We start from the raw sequence: 25346 nt of genomic DNA on the forward strand, positions 1-25346 counted from the left end.
AGCCCTTGGCTAGAACAGCTTGAGCTTGTCGTCCTCGATGCCGCGAAGGCCGTCGTAGTCGAGAACCACGCAGTCGATGCCGCGGTCCGCAGCCAGGACCCGGGCCTGGGGCTTGATCTGCTGGGCGGCGAAGACGCCCTTCACCGGTGCCAGCAGGGGGTCGCGGTTCAGCAGTTCCAGGTACCTGGTCAGCTGTTCGACGCCGTCGATCTCGCCGCGGCGCTTGATCTCGACCGCGACCGTCGCGCCCTCCGCGTTGCGGCAGAGGATGTCGACGGGGCCGATGGCCGTCATGTACTCGCGGCGGATCAGGCTCCAGCCCTCGCCGAGGACCTCCATGCGATCCGCCAGCAGTTCCTGGAGATGCGCCTCGACGCCGTCCTTGATCAAACCGGGGTCGACACCGAGTTCGTGGGTGGAGTCGAGCATCACTTCTTCGAGCGTAATGATCAACTTCTCGCCAGCCTTGTTCTCCACTGTCCAGCGTCCGTCCTCCTCTTTCAGGGAGCACGGCGGTGACATCCAGTTGAGCGGCTTGTAGGCGCGGTCGTCGGAGTGCACGGCGACACTCCCGTCCGACTTCACCAGGATGAGCCGAGGGGCGGACGGCAGGTGGGCGGTGAGCCGGCCTGCGTAGTCGACAGAACAGCGGGCAATGACGAGACGCACGGCCGACCACGCTAGCCCACGGAGGCCATTCGAAGCGATTCCACAGGAAGACGGGCTTTCCGGTGGTAAGCGGAAACCGGATGCCGCACGGTGGCGTTGTCACTCACAGGAACCGCCGACCACTCAGCGCAGTGGAATGGTGACTGTCAGATCATCTTCGACTCTGGCTTGATCCATTCGTTGCGCTCTGGTGCCACTGCTTATGGAGGCTTACGGTGTGTCACGGCCACTCAGGGTAGGGAGATTGCCACATTCCGCTCCCTGTCCGGCCGTTCCCTGGGACGCTGGTAGCGGTGCCACCGTTCCGCTCTGCACCACCCCCTGGGGGAGCCGCCCCGGGGGCCCTGCGAGAGGAGAACCCATGTCGCTCGACGTCTCACCGGCCCTGCTTGAGAAGGCCGAACGAGGCGAGGTCGACGAGCGGGAATTCGTCGACTGCGTCCGCACCTCCCTGCCCTATGCCTGGGACCTGATCAGCTCGCTGGCGCTCCAGCGGGAGGTCGACGGCGGTGAGTTCGCCGACAACCAGGTCCCCCCGCCGTCCGAGAAGGAGCGCGGACAACTGCTGCGCGCCCTGGCGAGCGACGCCATCAGGGGTTCTCTGGAACGGCACTTCGGGGTGCGGCTCGCTTTCCAGAACTGCCATCGGGTCGCGGTCTTCTCCCCGGGGCCCGAGTCCGAGGCCCGCTATGCCGCGTTCACGTCCGTGCGGGCTCAGCTGCTCAACCAGTCACCCGAGTTCCGCGACTGCTGACCGGCTCGAATCCGGCACGATCCTGACTCGAACGCGGCTCGAACCCGGCTCGATCCCGCGCACGGTCTGCGCTCAATCCTGCGGCAGCTGGGGGAGGACTTCCGCACCCAGTCGAGCGATGTTGGCCACCGTCTCGGCCCGGTCGCCGGAGCCCTCCACCAGCAGGGCGAAGCGGCGGATGCCCGTGCGCTCGTGCGTGGCGAGCAGCCGGTCGGCACAGAGCCTGGGGGTGCCCACGGCGTGCAGGTCGCAGAGCAACTCGGTGTACTGCTCCGGATCGCGCATCCGGCGCTCGCGTCCGTCCACCGTGCGGTGTGCGCCGAGGCCGAACCGCAGGAAGTCCGGCATGGCCCGCAACAGACGGGAGCGCGCGTCGGCCGTCCGGTCGGCGACCTGGGCCACGCCGGCGGCGACATGTTCCGCCTCGATCCGGGCCACCTGGTCCGGCGTGCGGCCGGCCTCCAGTGCGGCGGCACGGTAGGCGGCCACCATCTCGGCCTTGTCCTCGTCGCCCGAGTGCATGCCGAGCAGCATCGGCAGGCCCTGCTGCGCGGCCAGGCGCACGGTGCCGAGCGACGTGCAGGCGACCACCACGGGCGGCCCCCCGGCCGTCCGTGCGCCGCTCAGGACCGCAGTCGGGGACGGTGCGGAGGCCTCCGCGAAGGCGTGCTGGGCCGGGCCCGACTGACGGTCCGTCCGCGTCGCCCCTCCCGTCTGGCGGCCGGTGCGATGCGTCGGGAAGGGCTGCTCCGTCGCCCGCGGCACGACGGCGACCTCGGGAAAGTCGTAGCGGGGGCCGGACGCCCCCACCCGGGAGGACCGCAGCCAGCGCAGCAGCAGATCCAGTGACTCGGGGAAGCCCTGCTCGTACGCCTCCGCGCCACCCCCGAAGACGGCGAGATCCACCCACGGGCCGCCGCGCCCCACGCCCAGCGTGAACCGCCCGCCCGAGGTGAGGTGCAGCAGCGCGGCCTGCTCGCCGAGGCGCACCGGATGGTGCGTCGGCAGCACGCTCACCGCCGTGCCGATGCGCACCCGGCGGGTGCGGCCGAGCAGCAGCCCCGCCAGCGTCGCCGCGTCGGGGCAGACGCCGTAGGGCACGAAGTGGTGCTCGGCCAGCCAGACGCTGTCCAGGCCCGCCTGCTCGGCGGCCACGGCGGCGGAGACGGTGCGCTCCAGCGCCTCGGCGTGGCCCTGCCCGGGGAACTGGGCGGAGAGCAGGAAGACTCCGGTGCTGAGCCCGCCCGGAACCCGCCGCGCGCTGCGCTGCCGGGGCAGCTTGTACGGCGCGAGGGTGGGCGCGGTGCTGGCGTGCACGGCGGACATGGAATCAACTCCTTGGCCCCGCGGGGAACTTCGATCCCGCGACTACCACAGGAGTAACGCACGTCATGTGCCAACGGCACAGCGGAATCCCGGCTTCGACGTGATAACGGGTGGAATTGCCCTTCAGCCCTGGCAGGATCCGGGCCGCTGTGGTAAAAGCCACCCCCGGCGCGTTCGGAAGCCCGCACAACCCACTCCACTACCCTTGAGAGACCAGCATGCCGCCCACCTAGGGGGAATGATGTCTCCTCGCCGAAGTCGCCCCCATGGGGACGAACCGAAGAACGCCCGTACGGTTACCGGCGGCACCTGGCTGGAGCGGACCGAGACCTACGGCGACGAGGAGTGGAAGGTCCGCGCGGTCTCCGGCGACGGCGGCAAGTCCTACCGCTGCCCCGGCTGCGACCAGGAGATCCCGCGCGGCGTCGGCCACATCGTCGCCTGGCCCGCGCTCTCCATGGGATCGGCCGGCGGGGTCGACGACCGCCGCCACTGGCACCGCGCCTGCTGGTCGAACCGCGAACGCCGCGGCCCCAACGTGCTGCGGGGACGCGGCGCTCCGAGGTACTGAGACGCGTCAGGCGTCCCGGCGCGCGAAGAGCAGGTAGCCGATCACCACGCAGCCGAGGGACCAGGCGAGGACGATGAAGAAGCCCGCCGTCGGCCCGTAGGGGACGTCCGTACTCCCCTGCACCGAGTACAGCTGCCGGCCGGCCACGTCCGGGAAGAAGTGCGCGACGTTCTTCACCTTCGGGACCGCGTTGAGGATCGGCGAGATCAGGAAGAAGAACGGCATCAGGATCGCCAGCGCCGGGATCGGGCGGCGCACCATGAAGGCGACGCCCACGGAGAGCAGCGCCAGCAGAGTCATGTAGATCGCCATGCCGAAGACCGCGCGGGTCACCCCGGGGTCCGTGATGGACGTCCGGTGGCTGCCGAGCAGGGCCTGACCCAGGAAGAAGCTGATGAAGGCGGTCAGCACCGAGACGACCCCGACCAGGCCCAGTACGGTCAGGACCTTGGCGAGCATCAGCGTCATGCGCTGCGGCACGGCGCCGAGCGTCGCGCGGATCATGCCGGTGCTGTACTCGCTGGTCACGACGAGCACCGCGAAGACGATCAGGGCGAGCTGGCCCAGGGCGATGCCGCTGAAGCTGACCCCCGTCGCGTCGAAGTTGGCGCGCTCGGTCGGGGTCTGGTTGTTCCAGGTCGAGGCGACCACGGCACTCACGACCGCACCCAGGCCCACCGTGACCACGAACGTGAGCAGCAGCGTGACGAAGGTGGACCGGACCGTCCTGACCTTGATCCACTCGGAGAGCAGTACCGGGACCATCGTCAGCTCTCCTTCTTCCAGCCCGCGCCCCAGGCGGCCGCGGGCTCTGGCTTCTGCTCCTGCTCCTGCTCCGGCGGGAGCGCCGGCGCGCCGGTCTGGTACTCGACGGCCTCCGCCGTCATCCGCATGAACGCCTCCTCCAGGGACGCGCGCTGCGGGCTCAGCTCGTGGAGCGTCACGCGGTGCTCGGCCGCGAGGTCGCCGATGCGGGCGAGGTCGCCGTTCTCCACCTCCCACGTGCCGTCGGCGCCCTGGAGGGCGGCGATGCCGCCCTGGGAGAGCGCGTCCAGCAACTGCTCCGGCTGCGGGGTCCGCAGCCGGACGAAGGAGCGGGAGTTGCGGTCGATGAACTCGTTCATCGGCATGTCGGCCAGGAGCCGGCCCAGGCCGATCACGACCAGGTGGTCCGCGGTCAGCGCCATCTCGCTCATCAGGTGCGAGGAGACGAAGACGGTGCGGCCCTCCGCGGCCAGCGACTTCATCAGGTTGCGGACCCAGATGATGCCCTCCGGGTCCAGTCCGTTGACCGGCTCGTCGAACATCAGGATCTTCGGGTCGCCCAGCAGCGCTGCCGCGATCCCGAGCCGCTGGCCCATGCCGAGCGAGAACCCGCCCGAGCGCTTCTTGGCGACGGCGGTCAGCCCGACCAGGGCGAGCACCTCGTCCACCCGCCGGGTCGGGATGCGGTTGCTGGCCGCGAGCCACAACAGGTGGTTGTAGGCGGTGCGCCCCGGGTGCACGGCCTTCGCCTCCAGCAGGGCGCCGATGTACTTCAGCGGTTCGCGGAGCTGGCCGTAGTGCTTGCCGTCGATCCGGACCGAACCCGAGGTCGGCCGGTCCAGGTCGAGCATCATGCGCATGGTCGTCGACTTGCCGGCGCCGTTCGGGCCGAGGAAGCCCGTCACCACGCCCTGCGGGATGGTGAAACTGAGATGGTCGACGGCGAGTTTGTCGCCGTACCGCTTGGTCAGCTCGTTGACCTCGATCATGAGTTCACCCTAGGGCAGGATCGCCGTGGATGGGGGGTTCGGAGCACCGATCGGTGCATACGCTGTCCCCATGACCGAACGACTCTCCGTGCGCGAGGCGGGCTCCGGCACGCCCCTGGTCCTGCTGCACGCGTTCCCGCTCTCCGCACGGATGTGGGAGTCCCAGCTCGACGAGCTCCCCGGCCCCGACGGCACCGACGCCCGCGTCCTCGCCGTCGACCTCCGCGGCTTCGGCGGCACCGAGCTCGGGGCCGACGCCCCCTCGCTGGACGTCCTCGCCGACGACGTCGCCCTGCTGCTCGACGCCGCGGGCATCGACCGGGCGGTCCTCGGCGGCCTCTCCATGGGCGGCTACGTCGCGATGGCCTTCGCCCGACGCCACCCGGGCCGCCTCTCCGGCCTCCTGCTCGCCGACACCAAGGGCACCGCGGACACCGAGACGGCCCGCACCAACCGCGAACGCATCGCGAAGGCGGTCCTCGCCCGTGACAGCGTCCGCCTCCTCGTGGACGAGCAACTCCCCGCGCCCCTGCTCGGCGGCACGACGGCGAAGCGCTGCCCCAAGCTCGTCGACTACGTCGCGGAACTGATCGGCGAGGCCTCCCCGGCCTCGGTCGCCTGGGCCCAGCGCGCGATGGCAGCCCGCCCGGACTCCCTGGACTCCCTCCGCGCCGTCGACGTCCCCGCCCTCGTCATCGTCGGCGACGAGGACGCGCTCACCCCGGTCCCGGACGCCGAAGCCCTGGCCGCGGCCTTGCCCCAAGCCGAACTGACGATCCTTCCGGGCGCGGGCCACCTCTCGTCCCTGGAGGTCCCCGAGGCCTTCAACACCGCGGTCCGCGGTCTGCTCGCGCGGATCGACTAGCGTCACGCGGAAATCCGGACGGGACGATCCGCTGGTTCAACTGATGCCGGGCCCAATCGGAGACGCCGCTCAGCCGGGCTGCGGCTCTGGCGGGGTCACCGGTTCGCGTGGGCTGGTCCACCTCGAAGTCGTAGCCGGTCAGGCCGCTCTCGGCCTCGGCGATGCGAGCCATGCGACAGGCCGGCTCCATCACGTCCAGTGCCGCCGGGCGGACCAACGGTCTCAAGCGTGAGGCTGTACAGGTACGCGGCAACGGGATCGGCCGGCGTTGAGGCGGTCGAGCGTCTCCTGAGGCGTCAGCCCCGGCACCGACCGAAACAGCTCAGGGGCGCGGGGAACTGCGCGAGCAACCACCATGTGCGGATGGTCCTGCTCGCTGAGCGACTCACCACTCGGGTGGCTTGTCGCGCAGTTCCTCGCGCCCCTGAGCAACTACCGGGCGGCGACCAAAGGAGCGTCAGCGGCTCTGCTGGGCGGGGACGCCGCGGCCGATGACGTCGTCGTCGGGGGCGGCGGCAGCCGCGACTGCCGCGCCCGTGAGGGTGGCGAGCATCTCGCGGACGTTGGTGAGCTGGGCGTTGATGCTGTCGCGACGGTTCGTCAGCGCCGCGAGCTCGCGCTCGCTCTCGCTGCGGACACGGTCCGCCTTCGCGTTCGCGTCGGCGACGATGTCCTCGGCCTGGCGCTGGGCGGTCTCGACCGTCTGGCGCGCGCGACGCTCGGCGTCGGTGCGGAGCTTCTCCGCCTCCAGACGGAGCTGCTCGGCGCGGTGCTCGATCTCGGCGAGGCGCTTCTCGGCCTTGGCCTGACGCGCAGCCAGGTCACGCTCGGACTGCTCGCGGCGCTTGGCCAGGTTGGTCTCGAAGTCGGCCGCGGCCTGGGCGGCCTTGGCGCGGGTCTCCTCGAAGAGGGCGTCCGCCTCCTCGCGCTTGTTCTGCGCGTCCTTCGCGGCCTCGGCCCGCAGCTGCGCGGAGTCGCTCTTCGCCTTCTCGACGATACGAGCGCCCTCCTCCTCGGACTTGGCCTTGCGGTCCTTGGCGAAGCCGTCGGCCTCACTGCGGACCTGCTGGGCCGCGGCCTCGGCGAGCTCACGGTGCTGCTCGGCGGCCCGACGGGCCTCCTCGCGCAGGTCCTTGGCCTCCTCCTCGGCCAGGCGCAGGATCTTCTCGACCCGGGCGCCCAGGCCCGCGTAGGACGGCTCGGAGTCCGTGATCTGTGCCTGTGCGGTCTGCGTCTCGAGGTGCAGCTCCTCGATGCGCTTCTCCAGCGCGCCGATCCGGTTGAGGGCGCCGTCGCGGTCCGTGACCAGCTTGCTGATGCGCTCGTCGACCTGAGCCCGCTCGTACCCGCGGCGCACAACGTCGAAGCCGTGCGGAGAGTGTGTGTCGCTCATAGGGGTGGAGTTCCTGTCGTATGCCCGGAGAGTCGGATGGTTGAGGTGAGGTGATAGGGCGAATCCTGACACGGATTCGGTGTGTCATCGGCGGAAAGCCGATGAAGAGTGGAGAATGTCCGCTCAATCGGGTGGTTGCGTGCCGGCACGTTTGCCACCCGGACGGGTTGCCCCCGCTCCCACGCCCGCCGGGGCGCTTCCGCGGCCGCCGCCCGATCTGTTGGTGCTGTCCCCGTTGGCCCTGCTCGCCCCTGGGGCGGCGCCGTTTCCTGCGCCGCCCGATCCCCCGCTGGGCTTGCCCGCGGACGAGGGCGCCTCGAAGGCCTCGAGGGCCTGGAGGACGTCCTGAACGCGGGCGATCTCGGTGTTGATGTCCTTGCGCCGGCCCACCAGTTCGTCGAGCTCCCGGCGCCCCTCGTCGGTGATCCGCTTGGCCTCGGACCTCGCCTCCTCGACGGTCTGCTCGGCCTCGGCCCGTGCACGGGCCAGCTCCGTCTCGCCCGCCTCGACGGCGTCCTGACGAGTCTTCTCGGCGGCCTCGGCCGCCTCCGCACGCCGACGGTCGGCCTCCTCGCGGGCGGCTTCGAGCGCCGCGTCGGCGTCGGCCTTGCGGGCCTCCGCCTCCTTGAGCAGGCTCTCGGCCTTCCTGACCGCCTGGATGCGCACCTTGCTGGCCTCGGCGGACGCCTCGGCCTGCAGTTCGGCGGCCTTCTCCTTGGCCACGGCGAGCTCGCGCTCGGCCTCGGCCCGGGTGGCGTCGAGCTGCTCGCCGGTGTCGGCGATCAGCTTGTCCACCCGCTCGCCGGCCGCGCGCAGCGCCTCCGCGGACTCCTTGCGGGCCCGCTCGTGCAGCGCCTCGATGTCGGCGTGGGTGCGCTCGCGCAGCTCCTCGGCGCGCTCGCGGATCTGCGTGGCGTCGCCGCGGGCCTCGACCAGCATCTGGTCGGCGTCCCGGCGGGCCTGCTCGACGACCGCGCTGCCCTCGGCGGCGCCCTCGGCGGTGATCCGCTCGGCCTCCTTGCGGGCGGCCGACACCATGGCGTCGGCCTGCTCCTCCGCGGCGGCCGTGGTGGCCAGCGCGGCGGTCTCTGCGTCGGCGGTGACCGACTCGGCCAGCTCCTGCGCCTCGGCGAGGGCCCGGGTGGAGTCCTCGGCGGCGCGGGCGCGCAGCTCCTCGGCCTCGGCGCGCAGACGCTGGGACTCCTGCTCGGCCTGCTCGCGGATCTGCTCGGCCTCGGCGCGCAGCCGGGCGGCCTCGGTCGTGGCCAGCTCCCGGATCTGCGCGGCTTCGCGTTCGGCGTCGGCGCGGGTCTGCGTGGTCTGCGCCTCGGCCTGCTCGTAGAGGCCGGCGACGGACTGGCGGACCGCCGCGGCCTCGTCCTCGGCCGCGGCGATGCGGGTCGCGGCGTCGCGCTCGCTCTGCTCGCGCTCGGCCTCGATCCTGGCCCGCTCCTCGGTGAAGGCCTCGGCGGCCTCCGTGCGCAGCGCGGCCAGCTCGGTGGTGACCCGCTCGCGGTCGTCCGCGGCCTCGGCGCGCAGCCGGGCGGCCTCGGTCGTGGCCAGCTGCCGCACCTGCGCGGCCTCGCGCTCGGCGGCGTCCCGGGTCTCGCCGGCCACCAGTTCGGCGGCGGTGCGCTGCTCGGCGAGCTCGGCGTCGAAGAGCGCGCGGTCGGCCGCGGCCTTGGCCTCGGCGTCGGCGAGGACCTTGGCGCGTCCTCGCGCAGTTCGGCGACGGCGGTCTCGGTGTCGGTGAGTGCCTTGGCCGCGGTCTCGCGGGAGTTCTTTGGCGTCGGCGAGGTCCACCGCGGCGGCCTCGCGGGCCTCGGCGCGGACGCGGTCGGCCTCGGCGTGCGCCTCGGCCATCACCGCGTCACGGCGGTCGGCCAGCTCGTGCTCGGTCTCCGCGCGCAGCGCGGCCAGGTCGGCGGCGTGCTGGGCGGCGTCCTGCTCGGCCTGGGCGATGATCTCCGCGGTGCGGGCGTCGGCGGCGGTGCGCTGCTCCATCATCGCCGCGCGCTCGGCCTCGATCGCGGCGTCCGCCTCGGCGCGGATCCGGGCCAGCTCGACGCCGGCCTCGTCGTAGTCGCGGCGGGCCCGGGCGTGGATCTCGTCGGCGGCGGCCTGAGCGGCCTCGCGGATGCCGGTGGCGGCGCGGTCGGCCTCGGCGCGCAGCTCGGCGAACTCCGCCTCCAGCGCCTCGCGGTCGGCGGCGACCTTGGCCTCGGCGTCGGCGAGGACCTTGGCGCGTCCTCGCGCAGTTCGGCGACGGCGGTCTCGGTGTCGGTGAGTGCCTTGGCCGCGGTCTCGCGGGAGTTCTTTGGCGTCGGCGAGGTCGGTGGCGGCGGCCTCGCGAGCCTCGGCGCGGACACGGTCGGCCTCGGCGTGCGCCTCGGCGAGGACCGTCTCGCGCCGCTCGGCGTGCTCGCGCTCGGCCTTGGCCCGCAGGTCGGCGAGGTCGGCGGCGTGCTGGACGCGCGCCTGCTCGGTCTGCTCCACGGTGGCCCGGGCCTCGGCGTGCAGGGCCTCGCGCCGGGCGGTGGCGTCCGCCTCGTGCTGGTCCATCGTCAGCCGCAGCTGCTCGGCGGCTCCCTGGGCCTCGGCGGTGAGCCGCTCGGCCTCCACCTGCGCGGCGACGAGCAGGGCCTCGCGCTGCTGGGCGTCCTCGGCGAGCTGCTGGGCGCGCTCCTGCTCGGCCTGCTCGGCGGCCTCCTGGGAGCGACCGCGGATCATGTCCGCGTCGGCCTTGGCGGTGGCCAGCATGGTGACGCGGCGCTCGGCGAGCTCGTTCGCCTGCTTCTCGGCGGCCTGGCGGGCCTCCTCGGCCAGACGTGCGGCCTCCGCCTCGGCCGCCTCCCGGCGGCTGACCAGGTCGGCCTCCAGGTCGCGGGCGGCCTCGCGGATCCGTTCGGCGTCGGCCTCGGCTTCGGCGATCGACGCGGCGGCCTGCTCGCGCAGCGTCCTGGCGTCCTCGATGTCCTGGGCGGCGGCCTCGTGGGCCCGGGCCCGGATCTGCTCGGCGTCGCCTTCGGCGGAGTCGGTCGTGGCCTTGGCGGCGGCCAGATCCCGGTCGACGGTCTCCTGCGCCTCGGCGCGCAGCCGCTCGATCTCGGAGTCGAGATCGGCGCGCATCCGGGCGAGCTCGTTCTCGGCCTGGGCGCGGGACTCGGCGACCTCGGCGGCGGTGCGCTCGCGCAGCTCGGCGGCGGCGCGGGCGTCCTCGGCGGCCTGGTCGGCGTCGGCGGCCGCCTGCTGGGCACGCTCGCCGGCCAGCTGCTCGGTGGCGGCCAGGATCTCGTCGCGCTCCTGCCGCGCCTCGGCGCGGACGCGCTCGGCCTCGGCGGCGGCCTGGACCCGCAACTCGTCGGCGGCGGCCGCGGCGGACTGGTGGGAGTCCTGGGCGGCGGCCTGGGCGGCGGCGCGGATCTCCTCGGCCTTGGCGGCGCCCTTGGCGGCCTCGGTGTCGCGGACACCCTCGGCCTCGCTGCGGATGCGGTCGCCCTCGGCCTTGGCGCGGGTCAGCACCTGCTCGGCGCGGGCCTGCATCTCGCGGGCCTCCTCGGCGGCGCGCGCCTTGGCGGCGGCGACCTCCTCGGCGGCTCCGCCGCGCAGCTCGTCGGCGTCGGCCTTCGCCTTGACCAGGAGCTCCTCGGCCGACCTGGCCGACTCCTCGATCTGCGCTATGGCCTGACGACGGGCTTCGCCGAGGGTCCGTTCGACCTCGACGGCGGTCTCGGCGCGCAGCTGCTCGGCCTCGGCCCGCAGCTGGGCGGCGGCGTCCTGGTGGGCGGCGATCTCGTCCAGCGCCATGCCCTGGGCCTGCTCGGCGGCGGATCTGGCCTGCTCGCGCAGGAGCTGCACCTCGGACTTGGCCTCGGCGCGCAGCCGCTCCGCCTCCTCGGCGGCGTTCTGCCGGACCGTCTCCGCGTCGGCGGTGGCGCGGGCGACGACGTCCTCGGCGGTGCGGGCGGCCTTGGCGAGGTGGACGGTGGCGGTGGCGGCGCCCTCGGTGCGGGCGGATTCGAGGGCCTCGGCCTTGAGCCGCTCGATCTCGGCGCGGGCCTCCTCCAGCAGGCGCTGGGCCTCGGCCCTGACCTCGTCGGCCTCCTTGGTCGCGCTCGCGACCATGCGGGCGACCTCGGCCTTGGCGGTGTCGGCGCGCTGCTGACCGGCGGCCTCGGCGGTGGCCAGGCGGGCCTCGGCCTCGTGGCTGAGCTGCTCGGCCTCGCCGCGCAGGGCGGCGGCTTCATCGCGCAGCCGCTGGATCTCGGCCTGGGCCCCGGCCAGACGCTCGTCGGCCTCGACCCCGGCGTCGGCGCGGACGCGCTCGGCCCGCTCGGTGGCGTCCTGGGCCTGCGCCGCGGCGGCGTTCAGCAGCCGCTCCGCCTCGGTCCGGGCGCGGTGCAGCACCGAGTCGGCCTCGGCGCGGGTGGACTCGACGTCGGCGGCGACCTGGGAGGTGGCGACCTCGGAGACGGCCATGGCCTCGGCGCGGGCGACACTGAGCATGCGCTCGGCCTCGGCCCGTGCCTCGTCCATGATCTGCCGGGCCTGCGCCTCGGTCCCGGCGCGGGCCTGTTCGGCCCAGGAGACGTTCTCGTTGACGTGCTGCTCGGCGTTGCGGCGCAGCTCGGCGAGCTCGGCCTCCAGATGGCGGCGCCGGGCCTCGGCCTCGGCCTGCCACTCGGCCTGGAGCCGGGCCGACCGCTCCGCGGCCTCCTGCATCAGCCGGGCGGTGGCGTTCTGCGCCTCCATCCGGGTGCGCTCGGCCTCCTGCCGCAGCTGCTCGGCCTGGGCCTCGGCGTTGCGCAGGATCTGCTCGGCCTGCCCGGCCACGGAGTCGAAAGCGCGCGGCTGGGCGAGCTGCCGACGTGCCTCGTGCAGCTTGGCGCGGAGGACTTCGACCTGGTAGGCGAGGTCCTCGGCGTGTGTGACGGCCTTCTCGCGCTCCTTGCGAAGCCGCTCCATGTCGGCCTCGAACTTGGCGAGGTGATCGTCAACCTCGTAGCCGTCGTTGCCCCGCACTCCGCGGTCCCATCCGTCTCCATGATCGCGTCGCCGCACCGTGCGCGGATCGGGTGTATCCCGCTCCGCCGTCCGGGTGAGCTCCTTGGTGAACCCTATGCCTTACGGAGAATGGTGGCAGATCGTTGGGAAGGGTGGGCCACTCGGTGTCCTGTTCACCCCACCCGCACCCCCGACAACCGGGTCCGTGGCACCGGCGCATTTTCTCACGTCATCGGGGGTGCGCGCAGGGGGGTGGGCCGGATTTTCTGGTTGTGCGTGCCCAGATGTTCGTTACTGGTGGGTTTCCTGAGCGGCGGAGGTCACCAGCTCGGTGAGGACTCCGTGGCAGTCCTTGGGGTGGAGGAACGTGATCCGGGAGCCCATGGAGCCGATACGCGGCTCGTCGTAGAGGACCCGGACGCCCTTGCCGCGGATGTCCGCCGCGTCGCCGTCCACGTCCGCGGTGCCGAAGGCGATGTGGTGCACGCCCTCGCCGTTCTTGGCCAGCCACTTGCCCACGGCGGAGTCCTCGCGGGTGGGCTCCAGCAGCTGCAGGTAGCTGGCGCCGCCGTCGGAGGTCTCGTTGATCTTCAGCATGGCCTCGCGGACGCCCTGCTCCTCGTTGACCTCGGTGTGGAAGACCTCGAAGCCGTAGGTCGCGCGGTAGAACTCGACCGTCTTGTCGAGGTCGAAGCAGGCGATGCCGATGTGGTCGATGCGCGTCAGCACGGGGAGGTCCTCCTGAGGGCTGTGCTGTCCAAAGGGAATGGGAAGCGACCTGGGATCGCTTCTTCAAATAGAGCGCAACTCGCGTTCCGGCGAAACCCGCGCCGACCGTGCCCGTGATCACACCGTGTGCCGGGTGACGGTGTCACGGCTCCTCGATACATTGGCGGAAAACCCTCAACTGGCACTCGGTGCCGTGGCACACCGCCTCCTGCCAGTTCCCGTCGCAGCAAAGGGGCTCGACCACCATGAGCAACACGGCAAGCCGCGCCACCACGTCCGTGATCGTCGCGGGCGCCCGCACTCCCATGGGCCGCCTGCTCGGCTCGCTCAAGGGGTTCTCCGGCGCCGACCTCGGCGGCGTCGCGATCAAGGCCGCGCTGGAGCGCGCGGGTGTCACCGGGGACCAGGTCCAGTACGTGATCATGGGCCAGGTGCTGCAGGCCGGCGCCGGCCAGATCCCCGCCCGCCAGGCCGCGGTCAAGGCCGGCATCCCGATGAACGTCCCGGCGCTGACCATCAACAAGGTCTGCCTCTCCGGTCTGGACGCCATCGCCCTGGCCGACCAACTGATCCGCGCGGGTGAGTTCGACATCGTCGTGGCCGGCGGCCAGGAGTCGATGACCAACGCCCCGCACCTGCTGCCCAAGTCCCGCGAGGGCTTCAAGTACGGCGCGATCGAGATGCTCGACGCGATGGCCCACGACGGCCTGACCGACGCGTTCGACGGCATTCCGATGGGCGAGTCCACCGAGATCCACAACACCCGCCTCGGCATCGCCCGCCCCGAGCAGGACGAGATCGCCGCCCGTTCGCACCAGCTGGCCGCGGCGGCGCAGAAGAACGGCGTCTTCGAGGCCGAGATCGTCCCCGTGGAGATCCCGCAGCGCAAGGGCGAGCCGGTGCTGTTCTCCGTGGACGAGGGCGTCCGCGCCGACACCACGGTCGAGTCGCTCGGCAAGCTGCGTCCGGCCTTCACCAAGGACGGCACCATCACCGCCGGTTCCGCCTCCCAGATCTCCGACGGCGCCGCCGCGGTGGTCGTGATGAGCAAGGCCAAGGCCGAGGAGCTGGGCCTGACCTGGATCGCCGAGATCGGTGCGCACGGCAACGTGGCCGGTCCGGACAACTCGCTGCAGTCGCAGCCGTCCAACGCGATCAAGCACGCCCTGGACAAGGAGGGCATCGGCGTCGAGGAGCTCGACCTGGTCGAGATCAACGAGGCCTTCGCGGCCGTCGCCGTGCAGTCCGTGAAGGACCTGGGGATTTCCCTCGACAAGGTGAACGTCAACGGCGGCGCGATCGCGCTGGGTCACCCGATCGGGATGTCCGGCGCCCGCCTCGTGCTGTCGCTGGCGCTGGAGCTGCAGCGCCGCGGCGGCGGCGTCGGCGCGGCCGCGCTGTGCGGCGGCGGCGGCCAGGGCGACGCGCTGATCGTGCGCGTGCCGAAGGCGTAGGCCTTCGGGGGCGCGGGGAACTGCGCGAGCAACCACCCGCGTGCGGATGGCCCTGCTCGATCGCCGAGTCACCACACAGGGTGGCTGGTCGCGCAGTCTCCCGCGCCCCTTGCGTAGTGCAGCCGGCCCGATCGATCCCTACCTGGAGCTCCGCACGATGATCGACGTTCCCACCCTCGTCGCACAGGCCCGAGAAGGGCGACCGCGTGCGGTCGCGCGGCTGATCTCCCTGGTGGAGGGCGCCTCCCCGCAGCTGCGGGAGGTGATGGCCGCGCTGGCCCCGCTCACGGGCCACGCGTATGTCGTGGGCCTCACCGGTTCCCCCGGGGTGGGCAAGTCGACCTCGACGTCCGCGCTGGTGACGGCCTACCGACGGCTGGGCAAGCGGGTCGGCGTGCTGGCGGTCGACCCGTCCTCGCCGTTCTCCGGCGGCGCGTTGCTGGGCGACCGGGTGCGGATGCAGGAGCACGCGACGGATCCGGAGGTCTTCATCCGCTCCATGGCCACCCGTGGCCACCTCGGCGGGCTGGCCTGGTCCGCGCCGCAGGCGATCCGCGTGCTGGACGCGGCGGGCTGTGACGTGATCCTGGTGGAGACGGTCGGCGTCGGTCAGTCCGAGGTGGAGATCGCCGCCCAGGCGGACACCACGGTCGTGCTGCTCGCCCCGGGCATGGGCGACGGGATCCAGGCCGCGAAGGCGGGCATCCTGGAGATCGGCGACGTGTACGTCGTCAACAAGGCCGACCGCGACGGCGCGGACGCCACCGCCCGCGAGCTCAACCACATGCTCGGCCTCGGCGAGGCCCGCGGCGCGGGGGACTGGCGGCCGCCGATCGTGAAGACGGTCGCGGCGAAGCACGAGGGCGTCGGCGAGGTCGTCGAGGCCCTGGAGAAGCACTACGCCTGGATGTCCAACAACGGCGAACTCGCCGCCCGGAGGCTGCGCCGCGCCGCCCAGGAGATCGAGGCCATCGCCCTGACGGCCCTGCGCGAGCGCTTCGGCAGTCTGCACGGCGACCGCCACCTCGACGCCCTGGCCGAGAAGGTGGCGCAGGGCGAGCTGGACTCGTACGCCGCGGCGGACGACCTGATCGCCTCCGTGACCGGCTGACCTTCCGCTGTACCGCCCTTCGTGGGGGTGCAGCTCCGGGAAGAAGCCAAAGAAAGCGTTGACATCCCGAAAAGCCAAAGTACTCTTTGGGGCATGGAGCTCACCGATCCCAAAGCGATCCGGGCCCTGGCCCACCCGCTCCGGCTCGACCTGCTGGAGCTGCTGACGGCGACCGGCCCGGCCACCGCCGCGCACTGCGGCCGGGTCCTCGGTCAGACGCAGGCCAGCTGTTCGTTCCACCTGCGGCAGCTCGCGAAGTACGGATTCGTCGAGGACGCGGGTCCTGGCCGGGACCGGCGGGAGCGGAAGTGGCAGGTGCCGGAGCCCCGCCCGACGCTGCGGATCCGGGGCGCGGGCAAGGAGCTCGAACGCCTCGTCGTCGAGCGGGAGGCCGCGGCGATCCTCGACTGGCTGGAGCGGAAGCCCCAGGAGACCGGTGCGTGGCGGGACCGGTCCGACATCGTCAGCGCCCTCGCGGTGCTCACCGTCGAGGAGGCCGCCGGGCTCAAGGCGCGGATGCACGAGCTGATCGAGCCCTACCTGCTCCGTTCCGGGGACGACGCCCGGCTGCTCCACCCGGACCGCCGCGCGGTCCGCTACTTCATGGCCGCCACACCGATGCCGTTGCTCGAAACAGGGGGTACAGAAGATGGGCAAACCGATGACTGACGGATCGCTCGACGTCGCGTGGATCCACGGCGAGCCCGGCGAGCCCGCGATCCAGGTGCACCGCTACGACGCCGGGACCGTGATCCTGCGTCAGAGCAAGCGGCTCAACTACGAGGCGCCGTTCATGTTCCTGCTCTTCGGCGCGGACCGCGCCCTGCTGCTGGACACCGGGGCCACCGAGGATCCTGCGACGTTCCCGCTGCGGGAGACCGTCGACGGCCTGGTCGCCGAGTGGCTGGAGCAGCACCCCCGTGAGGGCTACGAGCTGGTCGTCGCGCACACCCACGGTCACGGCGACCACGTGGCCGGCGACGTCCAGTTCGCCGACCGCCCGCACACGACCGTCGTGGCGCGCGAGGCCGAGGCGGTGCGGGACTTCTTCGGCTTCGGCGCGGACTGGCCCACCGGCAGCGTCCGTTTCGACCTGGGCGGCCGGGAGTTGACGCTGATCGGCTCGCCGGGGCACCACGCCGCGTCGGTCACCGTCCACGACCCGGAGACCGGTTTCCTGCTCACCGGCGACACCGTGCTGCCGGGTCGGCTGTACGCCTTCGACTTCCCGGCGTTCGTCGCGACCCTGGACCGCCTGGTCGCCTTCACGGCGGAGCACCGGGTGACGCATGTCATCGGGTGTCACGTCGAGATGAGCGGCAAGCCGGGGCACGACTACCCGATCGGCGCGCAGTTCCAGCCGGACGAGCGGGCGCCGCAGATGACGCCCGCCCAGCTGGCCGCCGTCCGCGACGCGGCCGCGGCCGTCGCCGACCGGCGCGGGGTGCACCGGTTCGACGACTTCGTCGTCTACAACGAGCCGCGCAAGCGGGACATGCTCCGCCTGATGGCGCGGGGCCTGGCCAACAAGGCGCTCGCCCGGCTCAGGCCGCCTGCGGCGGCTGGACGGTGAGCTAGTGGTCCGCGCGGGATCCGGTCCTCCCGGGTGAGCAGCAGGAAGGCCCGCGCCGGCGCGTGAGGACGCGCCGGCGCCCCGGATCCCCGGGGTCTAGGCCCGGCCGCGCAGCTCGCGGAGGTGTTCCGCAACGGGGGCCAGCGCCTCGTACATGGAGGCGATCTGGTCCTCGTCGAATCGGTCTATGAAGTGCTCGCGGACCTTGCGGACGTGGTGCGGGGCCACGTGGCGCATGGTGTCCCACCCCTGCTCGGTGAGGACCGCGAACAGGCCGCGCCGGTCACCGGGGCAGGTGTCGCGGGCGACCAGGCCCGCGGCCTCCATGCGGGTGATCTGGTGGGAGAGGCGGCTCTTCGACTGAAGCGTGGCGACAGCGAGATCCGTCATCCGCATCCGCCGTTGCGGTGCCTCGGAGAGTTCCACCAAGATGGTGTAGTCGTTGATCGAGAGCCCGTACGGCTGCAGCTCGCGCTCCAGTTGGTACATCAGGAGCCGGCTGACCTCCAGATGGGCGCGCCACAGACGCTGCTCCTCCGCGGTGAGCCAAGGGGCTTCCTCGTCGGCGGCCTTGTGGGACTCGTCGGGGAGGACGGCCGGGGCTGTGGTGGTGTCCATGGTCCCGATGATACGTCGTTTAGTTGAAAAGTGTACTATTCAACGATTGTCGAAGGCCCGCCCACGGCCTCGTCCGGCTGCGGTGCCACCCGATCGAGTGGCACCGTCCGGTGGACGCCCGCCAGCGCCTCGGCCACGTTGGCCTCCCGGGCCCTGAGCGAGGCCTGCTGCGCCGCGGCCTCGACCTCCAGCAGCGAGGCTCCGTGCCGCTCCGCCTCGAAGGCCTTCGCCCCGCCGCGCAGGCCGAAGAGGCGCTTGGCGAGCAGGATGTAGAGGACGGCCAGCACGTTCAGCGCCAGAGTGCCGATCTTGAACCCGCTGACCTTGTGCGTCAGCTCCATGATCTCCAGCGGCAGGAACGCCGCCGTCGCGACGACCGTCAGGTACTCCGCCCAGCGCTTGGCCGCCCAGAGGCCGAAGGCCTCGACGATCTCGATCAGCGCGTAGGCGAGCAGCGCCACCGCGGTGATCAGCAGCGTGCTGTGCTTGTACTGGAAGGTCTTCTGGATCGTGTCGACGATCGGGGAGTGGTCGATGTCGTAGTGGAAGTGCTGGGCGATCGGGCGGAAGAGCGTCAGGTTGTCGTTGAACAGCTGCTGCACCGAGGTCTGGCTGTTGCTGAACTTCCAGACCGCCCAGGCCACCAGGACGATGAAGACGCCGCGGACCAGCCGCTCCACGGCCAGGAAGCGCAGGATGAAGAGGTCGCGCAGCGCCTTGCCGCGCGGGACGTAGGGGGCGTCGGCGGCGGCGCCCGTGCCGTGCGGGGCGCCGACGGAGAAGTCCCCGCAGCGCAGGCAGCGCCAGGCCTCGCCGACCGCCGTCGCGACGTGAAGCCGGTCACGCAGTTCCGGCTCGGTCGGCGCGTAGGTGATGTGGCCCTTGCGGGCGCAGTGTCGGCGGTCCCAGTCCCTCGTCATGGCTCGGGACAATAGCCGGATTCGGGTGGGAAATACCGGTCGGTCATACTGAACCGGCGCCCTTGGCGCGAGATTGCGACATTCCCGAGAGGTTCGAAGTGAAGACCACCGCCGTCCACCGCCTGCGTCTGGTGTCCATGCCGGAGGGCGTCTCGTTCGTGCTCCTGCTCGTCTGCACCTACCTGAAGTACAACTCCGGCTTCAATGCGGTCCCGGTGCTCGGCCCGCTGCACGGCTGCCTCTTCATCGCCTACGTGATCTTCGCGATGCTGGCCTGGCGCGAGCAGGGCTGGAGCTTCGGCCGTTTCGTCTGGATCACCGCGCTGTCGGTCATCCCCTTCGGCGGCCTCTACGCCGAGCGTCTGCTGGCCCGCGAGGAGCGGGAGACCGCGCCCTCCGCGGTCTGACCTCCACGCTGACCTCGGCGGTCCGGCGGCGGGCGTGAGACGGCCGGTCACCGTTCGTCGACCAAGCGGTACGGTGTCAGCGTGCCGAAGCCGCTGAGCCTGAACTTCGACCCCATCGAGCGCGCCGACGAACTGTGGGCGCGGCGCTGGGGCGCGGTCCCGTCCATGGCGGCGATCACCTCGGTGATGCGGGCACACCAGATCCTGCTGGCGCAGGTCGACGCGGTGGTCAAGCCGTACAAGCTCACCTTCGCCCGCTACGAGGCGCTGGTGCTGCTCACCTTCAGCAAGGCCGGCGAGCTGCCGCTGTCCAAGATCGGCCAGCGGCTGATGGTCCACCCGACCAGCGTCACCAACACCGTGGACCGCCTGGAGGCGGCCGGGCTGGTCACCCGCCGCCCGAACCCGCTGGACGGCCGCGGCATCCTCGCGGCGATCACGCCCAAGGGCCGGGACGTCGTCGAGGCGGCCACCCGGGACCTGATGGCCATGGACTTCGGCCTGACCGGCTACGACGCCGAGGGATGCAAGGAGCTCTTCGAGATGCTGCGGCCGCTGCGGATAGCCGCCGGGGACTTCGAGGACGCGGAGCTCGCGGTCGACCCCGAGGCCAACGCCGGGGCGGTGTGAGAGATCGACTTTTGTCGGTCTACTCTCGATGACTATGAACAAGTCCCCCGCCTCTCTGCTCACGGCCTACCGTGCACTGGCGTACGTGACCGGCGTGGGCCTGGTCCTGCTGTGCGTCGCCTGCATCGCCCACTACGGCTTCGGTGCCTCGGCCACGCCCGTGATGATCGTCGGCACCCTGCACGGCTGGTTGTACATGGCCTATGTCGTGGTCGCCTTCGTGCTCGGCATGAAGCTCGAATGGCCCATGGGCAAGATCGTCTGGACGGTCCTCGCCGGGACCATCCCCACCGCCGTCTTCTTCGTCGAGCGCCGCGTCGTGCGTGAGATGAAGGCCCAGCTCGCCGCCCAGGAGCAGGAGCAGCTCGTCGGCGCCTGACCTTCGCGACATCTGCCCGCGCCCCACGGTTCACCGGACCGTGGGGCGTTGTGCGTCATGTCTCAATCGACAGGTAGTAGGACGTCCGAGTAAATTGAGGTAGTAGGACGTCCGAATATCTTCTGTATTCGCAGATTCTGCCGAAGGGCCAGGGCCACCACCGATGGACGCACAGCAGACCGACGCCGCCCGGGAGCGGTGGCAGCAGCGCTACGACCGCGCGCGCAAGCGCGACGCGGACTTCACCACGCTCTCCGGCGACGAGGTCGAGCCCGCGTACGGCCCGCCCGAGGGCACGACGTACCCCGGCTTCGAGCGGATCGGCTGGCCCGGTGAGTTCCCCTTCACCCGCGGCCTCTACCCGACCGGCTACCGCGGCCGCACCTGGACCATCCGCCAGTTCGCCGGCTTCGGCAACGCCGAGCAGACCAACGAGCGCTACCGGATGATCCTGGACGCGGGCGGCGGCGGCCTCTCGGTCGCCTTCGACATGCCGACGCTGATGGGCCGCGACTCCGTCGACCCGCGCTCGCTCGGCGAGGTCGGCCACTGCGGCGTCGCCATCGACTCCGCGGCCGACATGGAGGTGCTCTTCCGCGGCCTGCCGCTGGCCGACGTCACCACCTCGATGACGATCTCCGGCCCGGCCGTCCCCGTCTTCTGCATGTACCTCGTCGCCGCCGAGCGCCAGGGCGTCGACCCGGGCGTGCTCAACGGCACCCTGCAGACGGACATCTTCAAGGAGTACATCGCGCAGAAGGAGTGGCTCTTCGCCCCCGAGCCGCACCTGCGCCTGATCGGCGACCTGATGGAGTACTGCGCCGCCAACATCCCGGCGTACAAGCCGCTCTCGGTCTCCGGCTACCACATCCGCGAGGCGGGCGCGACGGCCGCGCAGGAGCTGGCCTTCACCCTCGCCGACGGCTTCGCCTACGTCGAGCTGGGCCTCTCGCGCGGGCTGGACGTCGACGTCTTCGCGCCGGGCCTCTCCTTCTTCTTCGACGCGCACCTGGACTTCTTCGAGGAGATCGCCAAGTTCCGTGCCGCGCGCCGGATCTGGGCCAAGCGCCTGCGGGACGTCTACGGCGCCAAGACCGAGAAGGCGCAGTGGCTGCGCTTCCACACCCAGACGGCCGGCGTCTCGCTGACCGCACAGCAGCCGTACAACAACGTGGTGCGCACCGCGGTGGAGGCCCTCTCGGCGGTGCTGGGCGGCACCAACTCCCTGCACACCAACGCCCTGGACGAGACCCTCGCGCTGCCGAGCGAGCAGGCGGCGGAGATCGCGCTGCGCACCCAGCAGGTGCTGATGGAGGAGACCGGCGTCGCCAACGTCGCCGACCCGCTCGGCGGCTCCTGGTACGTCGAGGCGCTGACCGACCGGATCGAGGCCCAGGCCGAGGCGATCTTCAGCAAGATCCTGGACATGGGCGAGGCCGCGGTGGGTGCGGGCAAGCAGCACCCGATCGGCCCGATGACCTCCGGCATCCTGCGCGGCATCGAGAACGGCTGGTTCACCGGCGAGACCGCGGAGGCGGCCTTCCAGTACCAGACCGCGCTGGAGAAGGACGAGAAGCGCGTCGTCGGCGTCAACTGCCACACCGGCTCGGTGACGCCGCCGCTGGAGATCCTCCGGGTCAGCCACGAGGTCGAGCGCGAGCAGGTCCGCGTCCTCGCCGACCGCAAGGCGGCCCGCGACGAGGCCGCGGTCAAGGCCGGCCTCGACGCGATGCTCGCCGCGGCGCGCGCGGGCGAGAACATGGTCCCCCCGATGCTCGACGCCGTCCGCGCGGAGGCCACCCTCGGCGAGATCTGCGACGCGCTCCGCGCCGAGTGGGGCGTCTACGTGGAGCCGGCCGGCTTCTGACCCTCCGGATTACCGGCTTCCGGGCCGACGGCGTCGATCACGTACGCCGTCGGCCCGCTCTCGTCCTCCGGGTCGACGGCGTACGTGATCGACGCCCGGCGGACGCCACACACCCTGACGCCACGGACTGATCCGACCTGGTCCGCAAGACGGGCTCCTAGCCCGCGGCGATCTCCGTCAGCGGGGCCAGCAGCAGGGTGGTGAAGGCGCTGATCCACTCCGCCGTGGCGGGTTCGCCGCTGACCAGCATGCGGTGGACGACCGTGCCGGCGACGGTGTCGAAGATGATGTCGACCGCCGCCGAGGCCATCTCCTCGCAGGAGTCCATGGGCAGCTCGCCGCGGGCCTGCGCGGCCGCGCGGCCGGCGATGACGAGACGTTTCTGCGGCTCGATGATGGACTCGCGGACGCGCCTGCGCAGCAGGGGGTCGCGGGTGGCCTCGGCGAAGAGGGCGAGCAGGGCGGCCTGGGTCTCCGGCGCGGACAGGAGCGCGGCGAACTGCGCGACCACGGCCTCTATGTCGGCGCGGAGGCTGCCGAGGTCCGCCATCTCGAGCTCGTCCAGCTGCTCCGCGACGGCGGCGACGACGAGCTCGTTCTTCGAGGGCCAGCGCCGGTACAGCGTCGTCTTGGCCACGCCCGCGCGCGCGGCGACGTCGCCCATGGTGAGCCCGCCCCAACCCAGCTCCGCCAGCGCCTCGCGGGTGGCCGCGAGGATCGCGCCGTCCGCGTCGGCGTTGCGCGGGCGGCCCTTGCGGGGGCCGGACGGTGGGGTCACGTCGGCTCCTTGTGTGACGACTGGGTTAACGAAGGCTACTCGTCGGTACTCCGGTCGCCGAGAGGCCGTCGGCAAGAGTGGCGCAGCTCACCCGAAACCTGCTGCGCGCCGTCCCGGGCTCGATATACGCTACGACTCGTAGCGAAAGAGCGACAACCACGCTGTCGCGCGGATGGGGATCCGCGCTCGCTGACCAGTACGACAAGCGGTACCACCTTGTCACACGCATCACAGCCCCCGTGGTCCTGCATCCGGCAGCACAGCGGGGGTATTGGTGCGAACGGACCGGCCGACGGGGGAGGATAGGCCCATGCAGCCACGGAACAACATGTCCCTGCGCGGCGCGGTCGACCTCGCCGCGGTCAAGGCGGCCGCCGACGCCGCCGCCAAGGCGGAGCAGATGCGCGCCGAGCGCGCCAGAAAGGCCGAGGCGAACGGGGTGGACGCCGCGGCCGAGCCTCTGGTCTTCGCCGTCAACGAGGCCGACTTCGAGGCCCAGGTGGTCCCGCTTTCCGCCGAGGTCCCGGTGCTGCTGCTGTTCTGGGCCGAGGGCTACGGCCCGGCCGAGCAGCAGGTCCCGGTGATGGAGGCGCTCGCCGAGGAGTACGACGGCCGCTTCGTGCTGGCCGAGGTGGACGTCCGCGAGAACCAGCGCCTGGCCCAGCAGCTCCAGCTGCGCGACCTGCCCACGGTGCTGGTCGTCGTCGCGGGTCAGCTGATCCCGCTCTTCGAGGGTCCGGCCCTGGCGGAGGAGATCCGCCCGCTGCTGGACCAGCTGATCAAGGAGGCGGCCGAGCGCTTCGGCATCGCCGGCGAGCCCGGCGCCCGCAGTGGCAAGGGTGAGGCCGTCGTCGCCGAGGGTGTCGAGCCCCCGCAGGACCCGGCGCTCGCCCTGGCCCATGACGCTCTCGACGCCGGTGACCTCGGCGGCGCCGTTCAGGCCTACCGCAACGTCCTCGCCGAACAGCCCGGCAACGAGGAGGCGAAGCTGGGCCTGGCTCAGGCGGAGCTGCTGCAGCGGGTGCAGGGCCTGGACCCGGCCGCCGTGCGGGCCGCGGCCGCGGAGAAGCCGAAGGACGCCGAGGCCCAGATCGCCGCGGCCGACCTCGATCTGGTGGGCGGTCATGTGGACGACGCCTTCGGGCGCCTGGTCGACACCGTGGGCGTCACCTTCGGCGAGGAGCGCGACAAGGTCCGCCTCCACCTGCTCTCACTGTTCGAGGTGATCGGCGCCGAGGACCCGCGCGTTGTGAAGGCCCGGGGAGCATTGGCACGCAAGCTCTTCTGACGGGTGTCACCTTTGTGAGCGTGTTGCGGGGATGTGTCGACACGGTGATTACGTTTATCAAATCTTGACATAGCGGCGAGGCGGTCACTCATCGTGGCCGCCTTCGTCTGTTCTGCCCGCCTTTCCTGCAGCTTGACCCTGAGTGCCATCAGTGGCCGCTCACGGAGCGTCATATCGGGCCCACTGAGGCGTGGGGCCTGGTTCACGTGTTCCTTACTCATCGGTAATGAACCACTTGTGCAGAGGCTCTGCATGGACCACGATCAGCACGCTCGGTCCATCACCTATTTCCCGGCAGCCGGTCGGGAGCGGGAGACGGAATCCCCACCGGGCGGGGTGTCGGTTCGCCGGCACCTGAGTTGAGGACAGGGGGGTCTCCGTCCACCGGATGGAGCCTGTACTCGCAACGGGCGTGCCTTAAGGCACGCACGAGTGGTTGTCGCTCGGGGGTGCTCTCACCTCCCGAGGACGTAGCTCTTCTCCCCATCTCCGGCCGGGATCCCACACCTGGTCGGGAGATGTACGTCCGAGAAGGAGGATCTCGACTCATGTCCCAGACCTTCGGCAAGACCCGCTGGAAGCGGTTCGCAGTCGTCATGGTCCCGACGCTGGCCGCGACCGCCGCCGTCGGTGTCAGCATTGCCCAGGGCGCGCTCGCTGCGTCCTTCGCGCTCTCCGGCGCGTCGTTCAAGGTCGAGGCCGGTTCGCTGCACGGCGACGGCTTCTCGCAGTACGGCACCGTCGACGCGGTGGTGGACAGCAAGGGTGCCAAGACCAACCTGCCGGTTGCCGTCTCGGGCTTCAACAGCGCGAGCATCACCAACCTGTGCCAGTCGGTCGACGTGCCGATGCCGTGGGGCGACTACACCCTGCGCATCACCGCCGGTGACGCGGGCACGCCCGTCGCGGCGTCGAAGCTCTTCATCGACATGACGGACCTGAAGGCCGACACTGCGACCTTCAACAACATCAACATCGGTGTCGCCGGCGGCGCCATCAGCAAGGGCCCGGTGGACTCCACCTCCGCCGGCCAGCCGGGCTTCGCCGGCAGCTTCGGCCAGGAGGCGGACTCCGCCGACCTGACCAACGTCAAGCAGACGGCGTGGGCCACCTCGGCCGGCACCTTCGCGCTGGCGAACATGCACCTCAACCTCTCGTCCGGCAGCAACCCCTGCTTCTGACGTAACAGAGGTACCTGAGGTCTTTCGGCGGGGAGGGCCTGTCCCCTCCCCGCCACACCCCTTGAGCCTTTCGAA

The 25346-nt window shown here is 71.6% G+C and carries 23 protein-coding genes; 13 read left to right on the forward strand and 10 right to left on the reverse strand.

The window, feature by feature from the left end; genetic code table 11:
- Positions 1–9: 9 nt before the first annotated feature.
- Positions 10–669 (reverse strand): endonuclease NucS, encoded by a 660-nt coding sequence (gene nucS, locus TR49_RS28140; protein WP_042386673.1) that lies wholly within the window; start codon positions 667–669, stop codon positions 10–12.
- Between the two features lie 361 nt (positions 670–1030).
- Between nucS and TR49_RS28145 the strand changes: the two genes are divergently transcribed.
- Positions 1031–1423 carry an SCO5389 family protein gene (locus TR49_RS28145; RefSeq protein ID WP_042386674.1) on the forward strand — a complete coding sequence of 131 codons (393 nt, stop codon included), beginning with the start codon at positions 1031–1033 and terminating at the stop codon, positions 1421–1423.
- A 72-nt stretch (positions 1424–1495) separates the two neighbouring features.
- Here the strand turns inward: TR49_RS28145 and TR49_RS41790 are convergent, their stop codons facing one another.
- Complete coding sequence (locus TR49_RS41790) at positions 1496–2749, reverse strand: LLM class flavin-dependent oxidoreductase (RefSeq protein WP_084725544.1); 1254 nt, start codon at positions 2747–2749, stop codon at positions 1496–1498.
- Positions 2750–2990: 241 nt separating this feature from the next.
- Here TR49_RS41790 and TR49_RS28155 point away from each other — a divergent pair, with 241 nt between their 5' ends.
- Positions 2991–3320 (forward strand): Rv1322 family protein, encoded by a 330-nt coding sequence (locus tag TR49_RS28155; RefSeq protein ID WP_042386730.1) that lies wholly within the window; start codon positions 2991–2993, stop codon positions 3318–3320.
- A gap of 6 nt (positions 3321–3326) precedes the next feature.
- Here TR49_RS28155 and TR49_RS28160 read toward each other — a convergent pair whose 3' ends face one another.
- The gene (locus tag TR49_RS28160; RefSeq protein ID WP_439654137.1) at positions 3327–4091 is read right to left on the reverse strand and encodes an ABC transporter permease; all 765 of its coding nucleotides are present in this window, start codon (positions 4089–4091) and stop codon (positions 3327–3329) included.
- Positions 4088–5074, reverse strand: a complete 987-nt coding sequence (locus TR49_RS28165) for an ABC transporter ATP-binding protein (RefSeq protein WP_042386676.1) — start codon at positions 5072–5074, stop codon at positions 4088–4090. Before TR49_RS28165 ends, TR49_RS28160 begins: the two co-directional genes overlap by 4 nt.
- A 70-nt stretch (positions 5075–5144) precedes the next feature.
- On the opposite strand from TR49_RS28165, the gene TR49_RS28170 reads away from it, so the two are divergent.
- Positions 5145–5939, forward strand: coding sequence for an alpha/beta fold hydrolase (locus tag TR49_RS28170; protein WP_042386677.1), 795 nt, complete (start codon positions 5145–5147; stop codon positions 5937–5939).
- Positions 5940–6396: 457 nt separating this feature from the next.
- Here the strand turns inward: TR49_RS28170 and TR49_RS28175 are convergent, their stop codons facing one another.
- The 3 genes from TR49_RS28175 to mce form a co-directional block, all read right to left on the reverse strand.
- Positions 6397–7332: a coiled-coil domain-containing protein gene (locus tag TR49_RS28175; protein ID WP_042386678.1), complete on the reverse strand. Its 936-nt coding sequence runs from the start codon at positions 7330–7332 to the stop codon at positions 6397–6399.
- A gap of 123 nt (positions 7333–7455) precedes the next feature.
- Positions 7456–12354, reverse strand: coding sequence for a polarized growth protein Scy-related protein (locus TR49_RS28180; RefSeq protein ID WP_042386679.1), 4899 nt, complete (start codon positions 12352–12354; stop codon positions 7456–7458).
- Between the two features lie 273 nt (positions 12355–12627).
- The gene (mce, locus tag TR49_RS28185; protein WP_042386680.1) at positions 12628–13065 is read right to left on the reverse strand and encodes a methylmalonyl-CoA epimerase; all 438 of its coding nucleotides are present in this window, start codon (positions 13063–13065) and stop codon (positions 12628–12630) included.
- A gap of 245 nt (positions 13066–13310) precedes the next feature.
- Between mce and TR49_RS28190 the strand changes: the two genes are divergently transcribed.
- The 4 genes from TR49_RS28190 to TR49_RS28205 all read left to right on the forward strand — a co-directional run bounded on the left by TR49_RS28190 (position 13311) and on the right by TR49_RS28205 (position 17203).
- Complete coding sequence (locus TR49_RS28190; RefSeq protein WP_042386681.1) at positions 13311–14519, forward strand: acetyl-CoA C-acetyltransferase; 1209 nt, start codon at positions 13311–13313, stop codon at positions 14517–14519.
- 157 nt (positions 14520–14676) lie between these two features.
- Complete coding sequence (gene meaB, locus TR49_RS28195) at positions 14677–15630, forward strand: methylmalonyl Co-A mutase-associated GTPase MeaB (protein WP_042386682.1); 954 nt, start codon at positions 14677–14679, stop codon at positions 15628–15630.
- A 93-nt stretch (positions 15631–15723) separates the two neighbouring features.
- Positions 15724–16299 (forward strand): helix-turn-helix domain-containing protein, encoded by a 576-nt coding sequence (locus tag TR49_RS43125; RefSeq protein WP_063770194.1) that lies wholly within the window; start codon positions 15724–15726, stop codon positions 16297–16299.
- Positions 16292–17203 carry an MBL fold metallo-hydrolase gene (locus TR49_RS28205; protein ID WP_063770195.1) on the forward strand — a complete coding sequence of 304 codons (912 nt, stop codon included), beginning with the start codon at positions 16292–16294 and terminating at the stop codon, positions 17201–17203. Before TR49_RS43125 ends, TR49_RS28205 begins: the two co-directional genes overlap by 8 nt.
- A gap of 96 nt (positions 17204–17299) precedes the next feature.
- Here the strand turns inward: TR49_RS28205 and TR49_RS28210 are convergent, their stop codons facing one another.
- Positions 17300–17821, reverse strand: coding sequence for a MarR family winged helix-turn-helix transcriptional regulator (locus TR49_RS28210; RefSeq protein ID WP_084725547.1), 522 nt, complete (start codon positions 17819–17821; stop codon positions 17300–17302).
- 35 nt (positions 17822–17856) lie between these two features.
- Complete coding sequence (locus TR49_RS28215) at positions 17857–18741, reverse strand: DUF2127 domain-containing protein (RefSeq protein WP_084725548.1); 885 nt, start codon at positions 18739–18741, stop codon at positions 17857–17859.
- Between the two features lie 98 nt (positions 18742–18839).
- Here TR49_RS28215 and TR49_RS28220 point away from each other — a divergent pair, with 98 nt between their 5' ends.
- From TR49_RS28220 to icmA, 4 genes are all read left to right on the forward strand, one after another.
- Positions 18840–19148, forward strand: coding sequence for a DUF3817 domain-containing protein (locus tag TR49_RS28220; protein ID WP_268874125.1), 309 nt, complete (start codon positions 18840–18842; stop codon positions 19146–19148).
- Between the two features lie 81 nt (positions 19149–19229).
- Positions 19230–19778: a MarR family winged helix-turn-helix transcriptional regulator gene (locus tag TR49_RS28225; RefSeq protein ID WP_042386683.1), complete on the forward strand. Its 549-nt coding sequence runs from the start codon at positions 19230–19232 to the stop codon at positions 19776–19778.
- Positions 19779–19812: 34 nt separating this feature from the next.
- Positions 19813–20157 (forward strand): DUF3817 domain-containing protein, encoded by a 345-nt coding sequence (locus TR49_RS28230; RefSeq protein WP_042386684.1) that lies wholly within the window; start codon positions 19813–19815, stop codon positions 20155–20157.
- Between the two features lie 163 nt (positions 20158–20320).
- Positions 20321–22024, forward strand: coding sequence for a coenzyme B12-dependent isobutyryl-CoA mutase large subunit (gene icmA, locus TR49_RS28235; RefSeq protein ID WP_042386685.1), 1704 nt, complete (start codon positions 20321–20323; stop codon positions 22022–22024).
- 157 nt (positions 22025–22181) lie between these two features.
- Here the strand turns inward: icmA and TR49_RS28240 are convergent, their stop codons facing one another.
- Positions 22182–22802 (reverse strand): TetR/AcrR family transcriptional regulator, encoded by a 621-nt coding sequence (locus tag TR49_RS28240; protein ID WP_042386686.1) that lies wholly within the window; start codon positions 22800–22802, stop codon positions 22182–22184.
- Positions 22803–23112: 310 nt separating this feature from the next.
- Here TR49_RS28240 and TR49_RS28245 point away from each other — a divergent pair, with 310 nt between their 5' ends.
- Both TR49_RS28245 and TR49_RS28250 read left to right on the forward strand, forming a co-directional pair.
- Positions 23113–24090 carry a tetratricopeptide repeat protein gene (locus TR49_RS28245; protein WP_042386687.1) on the forward strand — a complete coding sequence of 326 codons (978 nt, stop codon included), beginning with the start codon at positions 23113–23115 and terminating at the stop codon, positions 24088–24090.
- A 548-nt stretch (positions 24091–24638) separates the two neighbouring features.
- Positions 24639–25271 carry a DUF6230 family protein gene (locus TR49_RS28250; protein WP_236653565.1) on the forward strand — a complete coding sequence of 211 codons (633 nt, stop codon included), beginning with the start codon at positions 24639–24641 and terminating at the stop codon, positions 25269–25271.
- The last annotated feature ends 75 nt before the right edge of the window (positions 25272–25346 follow it).

Source organism: Streptacidiphilus melanogenes, assembly GCF_000787835.1.
In the GTDB taxonomy this organism is placed as follows: Bacteria; Actinomycetota; Actinomycetes; order Streptomycetales; family Streptomycetaceae; genus Streptacidiphilus; species Streptacidiphilus melanogenes.

What these genes read in the sequence shown, in the direction of transcription:
- TR49_RS28145 (WP_042386674.1), top strand. Translation starts at nt 1,031, where the DNA reads ATGTCGCTCGACGTCTCACCGGCCCTGCTTGAGAAGGCCGAACGAGGC.
- TR49_RS41790 (WP_084725544.1), bottom strand. Translation starts at nt 2,749, where the DNA reads ATGTCCGCCGTGCACGCCAGCACCGCGCCCACCCTCGCGCCGTACAAG.
- TR49_RS28155 (WP_042386730.1), top strand. Translation starts at nt 2,991, where the DNA reads ATGTCTCCTCGCCGAAGTCGCCCCCATGGGGACGAACCGAAGAACGCC.
- TR49_RS28165 (WP_042386676.1), bottom strand. Translation starts at nt 5,074, where the DNA reads ATGATCGAGGTCAACGAGCTGACCAAGCGGTACGGCGACAAACTCGCC.
- TR49_RS28170 (WP_042386677.1), top strand. Translation starts at nt 5,145, where the DNA reads ATGACCGAACGACTCTCCGTGCGCGAGGCGGGCTCCGGCACGCCCCTG.
- TR49_RS28175 (WP_042386678.1), bottom strand. Translation starts at nt 7,332, where the DNA reads ATGAGCGACACACACTCTCCGCACGGCTTCGACGTTGTGCGCCGCGGG.
- TR49_RS28190 (WP_042386681.1), top strand. Translation starts at nt 13,311, where the DNA reads ATGAGCAACACGGCAAGCCGCGCCACCACGTCCGTGATCGTCGCGGGC.
- meaB (WP_042386682.1), top strand. Translation starts at nt 14,677, where the DNA reads ATGATCGACGTTCCCACCCTCGTCGCACAGGCCCGAGAAGGGCGACCG.
- TR49_RS43125 (WP_063770194.1), top strand. Translation starts at nt 15,724, where the DNA reads ATGGAGCTCACCGATCCCAAAGCGATCCGGGCCCTGGCCCACCCGCTC.
- TR49_RS28205 (WP_063770195.1), top strand. Translation starts at nt 16,292, where the DNA reads ATGACTGACGGATCGCTCGACGTCGCGTGGATCCACGGCGAGCCCGGC.
- TR49_RS28210 (WP_084725547.1), bottom strand. Translation starts at nt 17,821, where the DNA reads ATGGACACCACCACAGCCCCGGCCGTCCTCCCCGACGAGTCCCACAAG.
- TR49_RS28215 (WP_084725548.1), bottom strand. Translation starts at nt 18,741, where the DNA reads ATGACGAGGGACTGGGACCGCCGACACTGCGCCCGCAAGGGCCACATC.
- TR49_RS28230 (WP_042386684.1), top strand. Translation starts at nt 19,813, where the DNA reads ATGAACAAGTCCCCCGCCTCTCTGCTCACGGCCTACCGTGCACTGGCG.
- icmA (WP_042386685.1), top strand. Translation starts at nt 20,321, where the DNA reads ATGGACGCACAGCAGACCGACGCCGCCCGGGAGCGGTGGCAGCAGCGC.
- TR49_RS28245 (WP_042386687.1), top strand. Translation starts at nt 23,113, where the DNA reads ATGCAGCCACGGAACAACATGTCCCTGCGCGGCGCGGTCGACCTCGCC.
- TR49_RS28250 (WP_236653565.1), top strand. Translation starts at nt 24,639, where the DNA reads ATGTCCCAGACCTTCGGCAAGACCCGCTGGAAGCGGTTCGCAGTCGTC.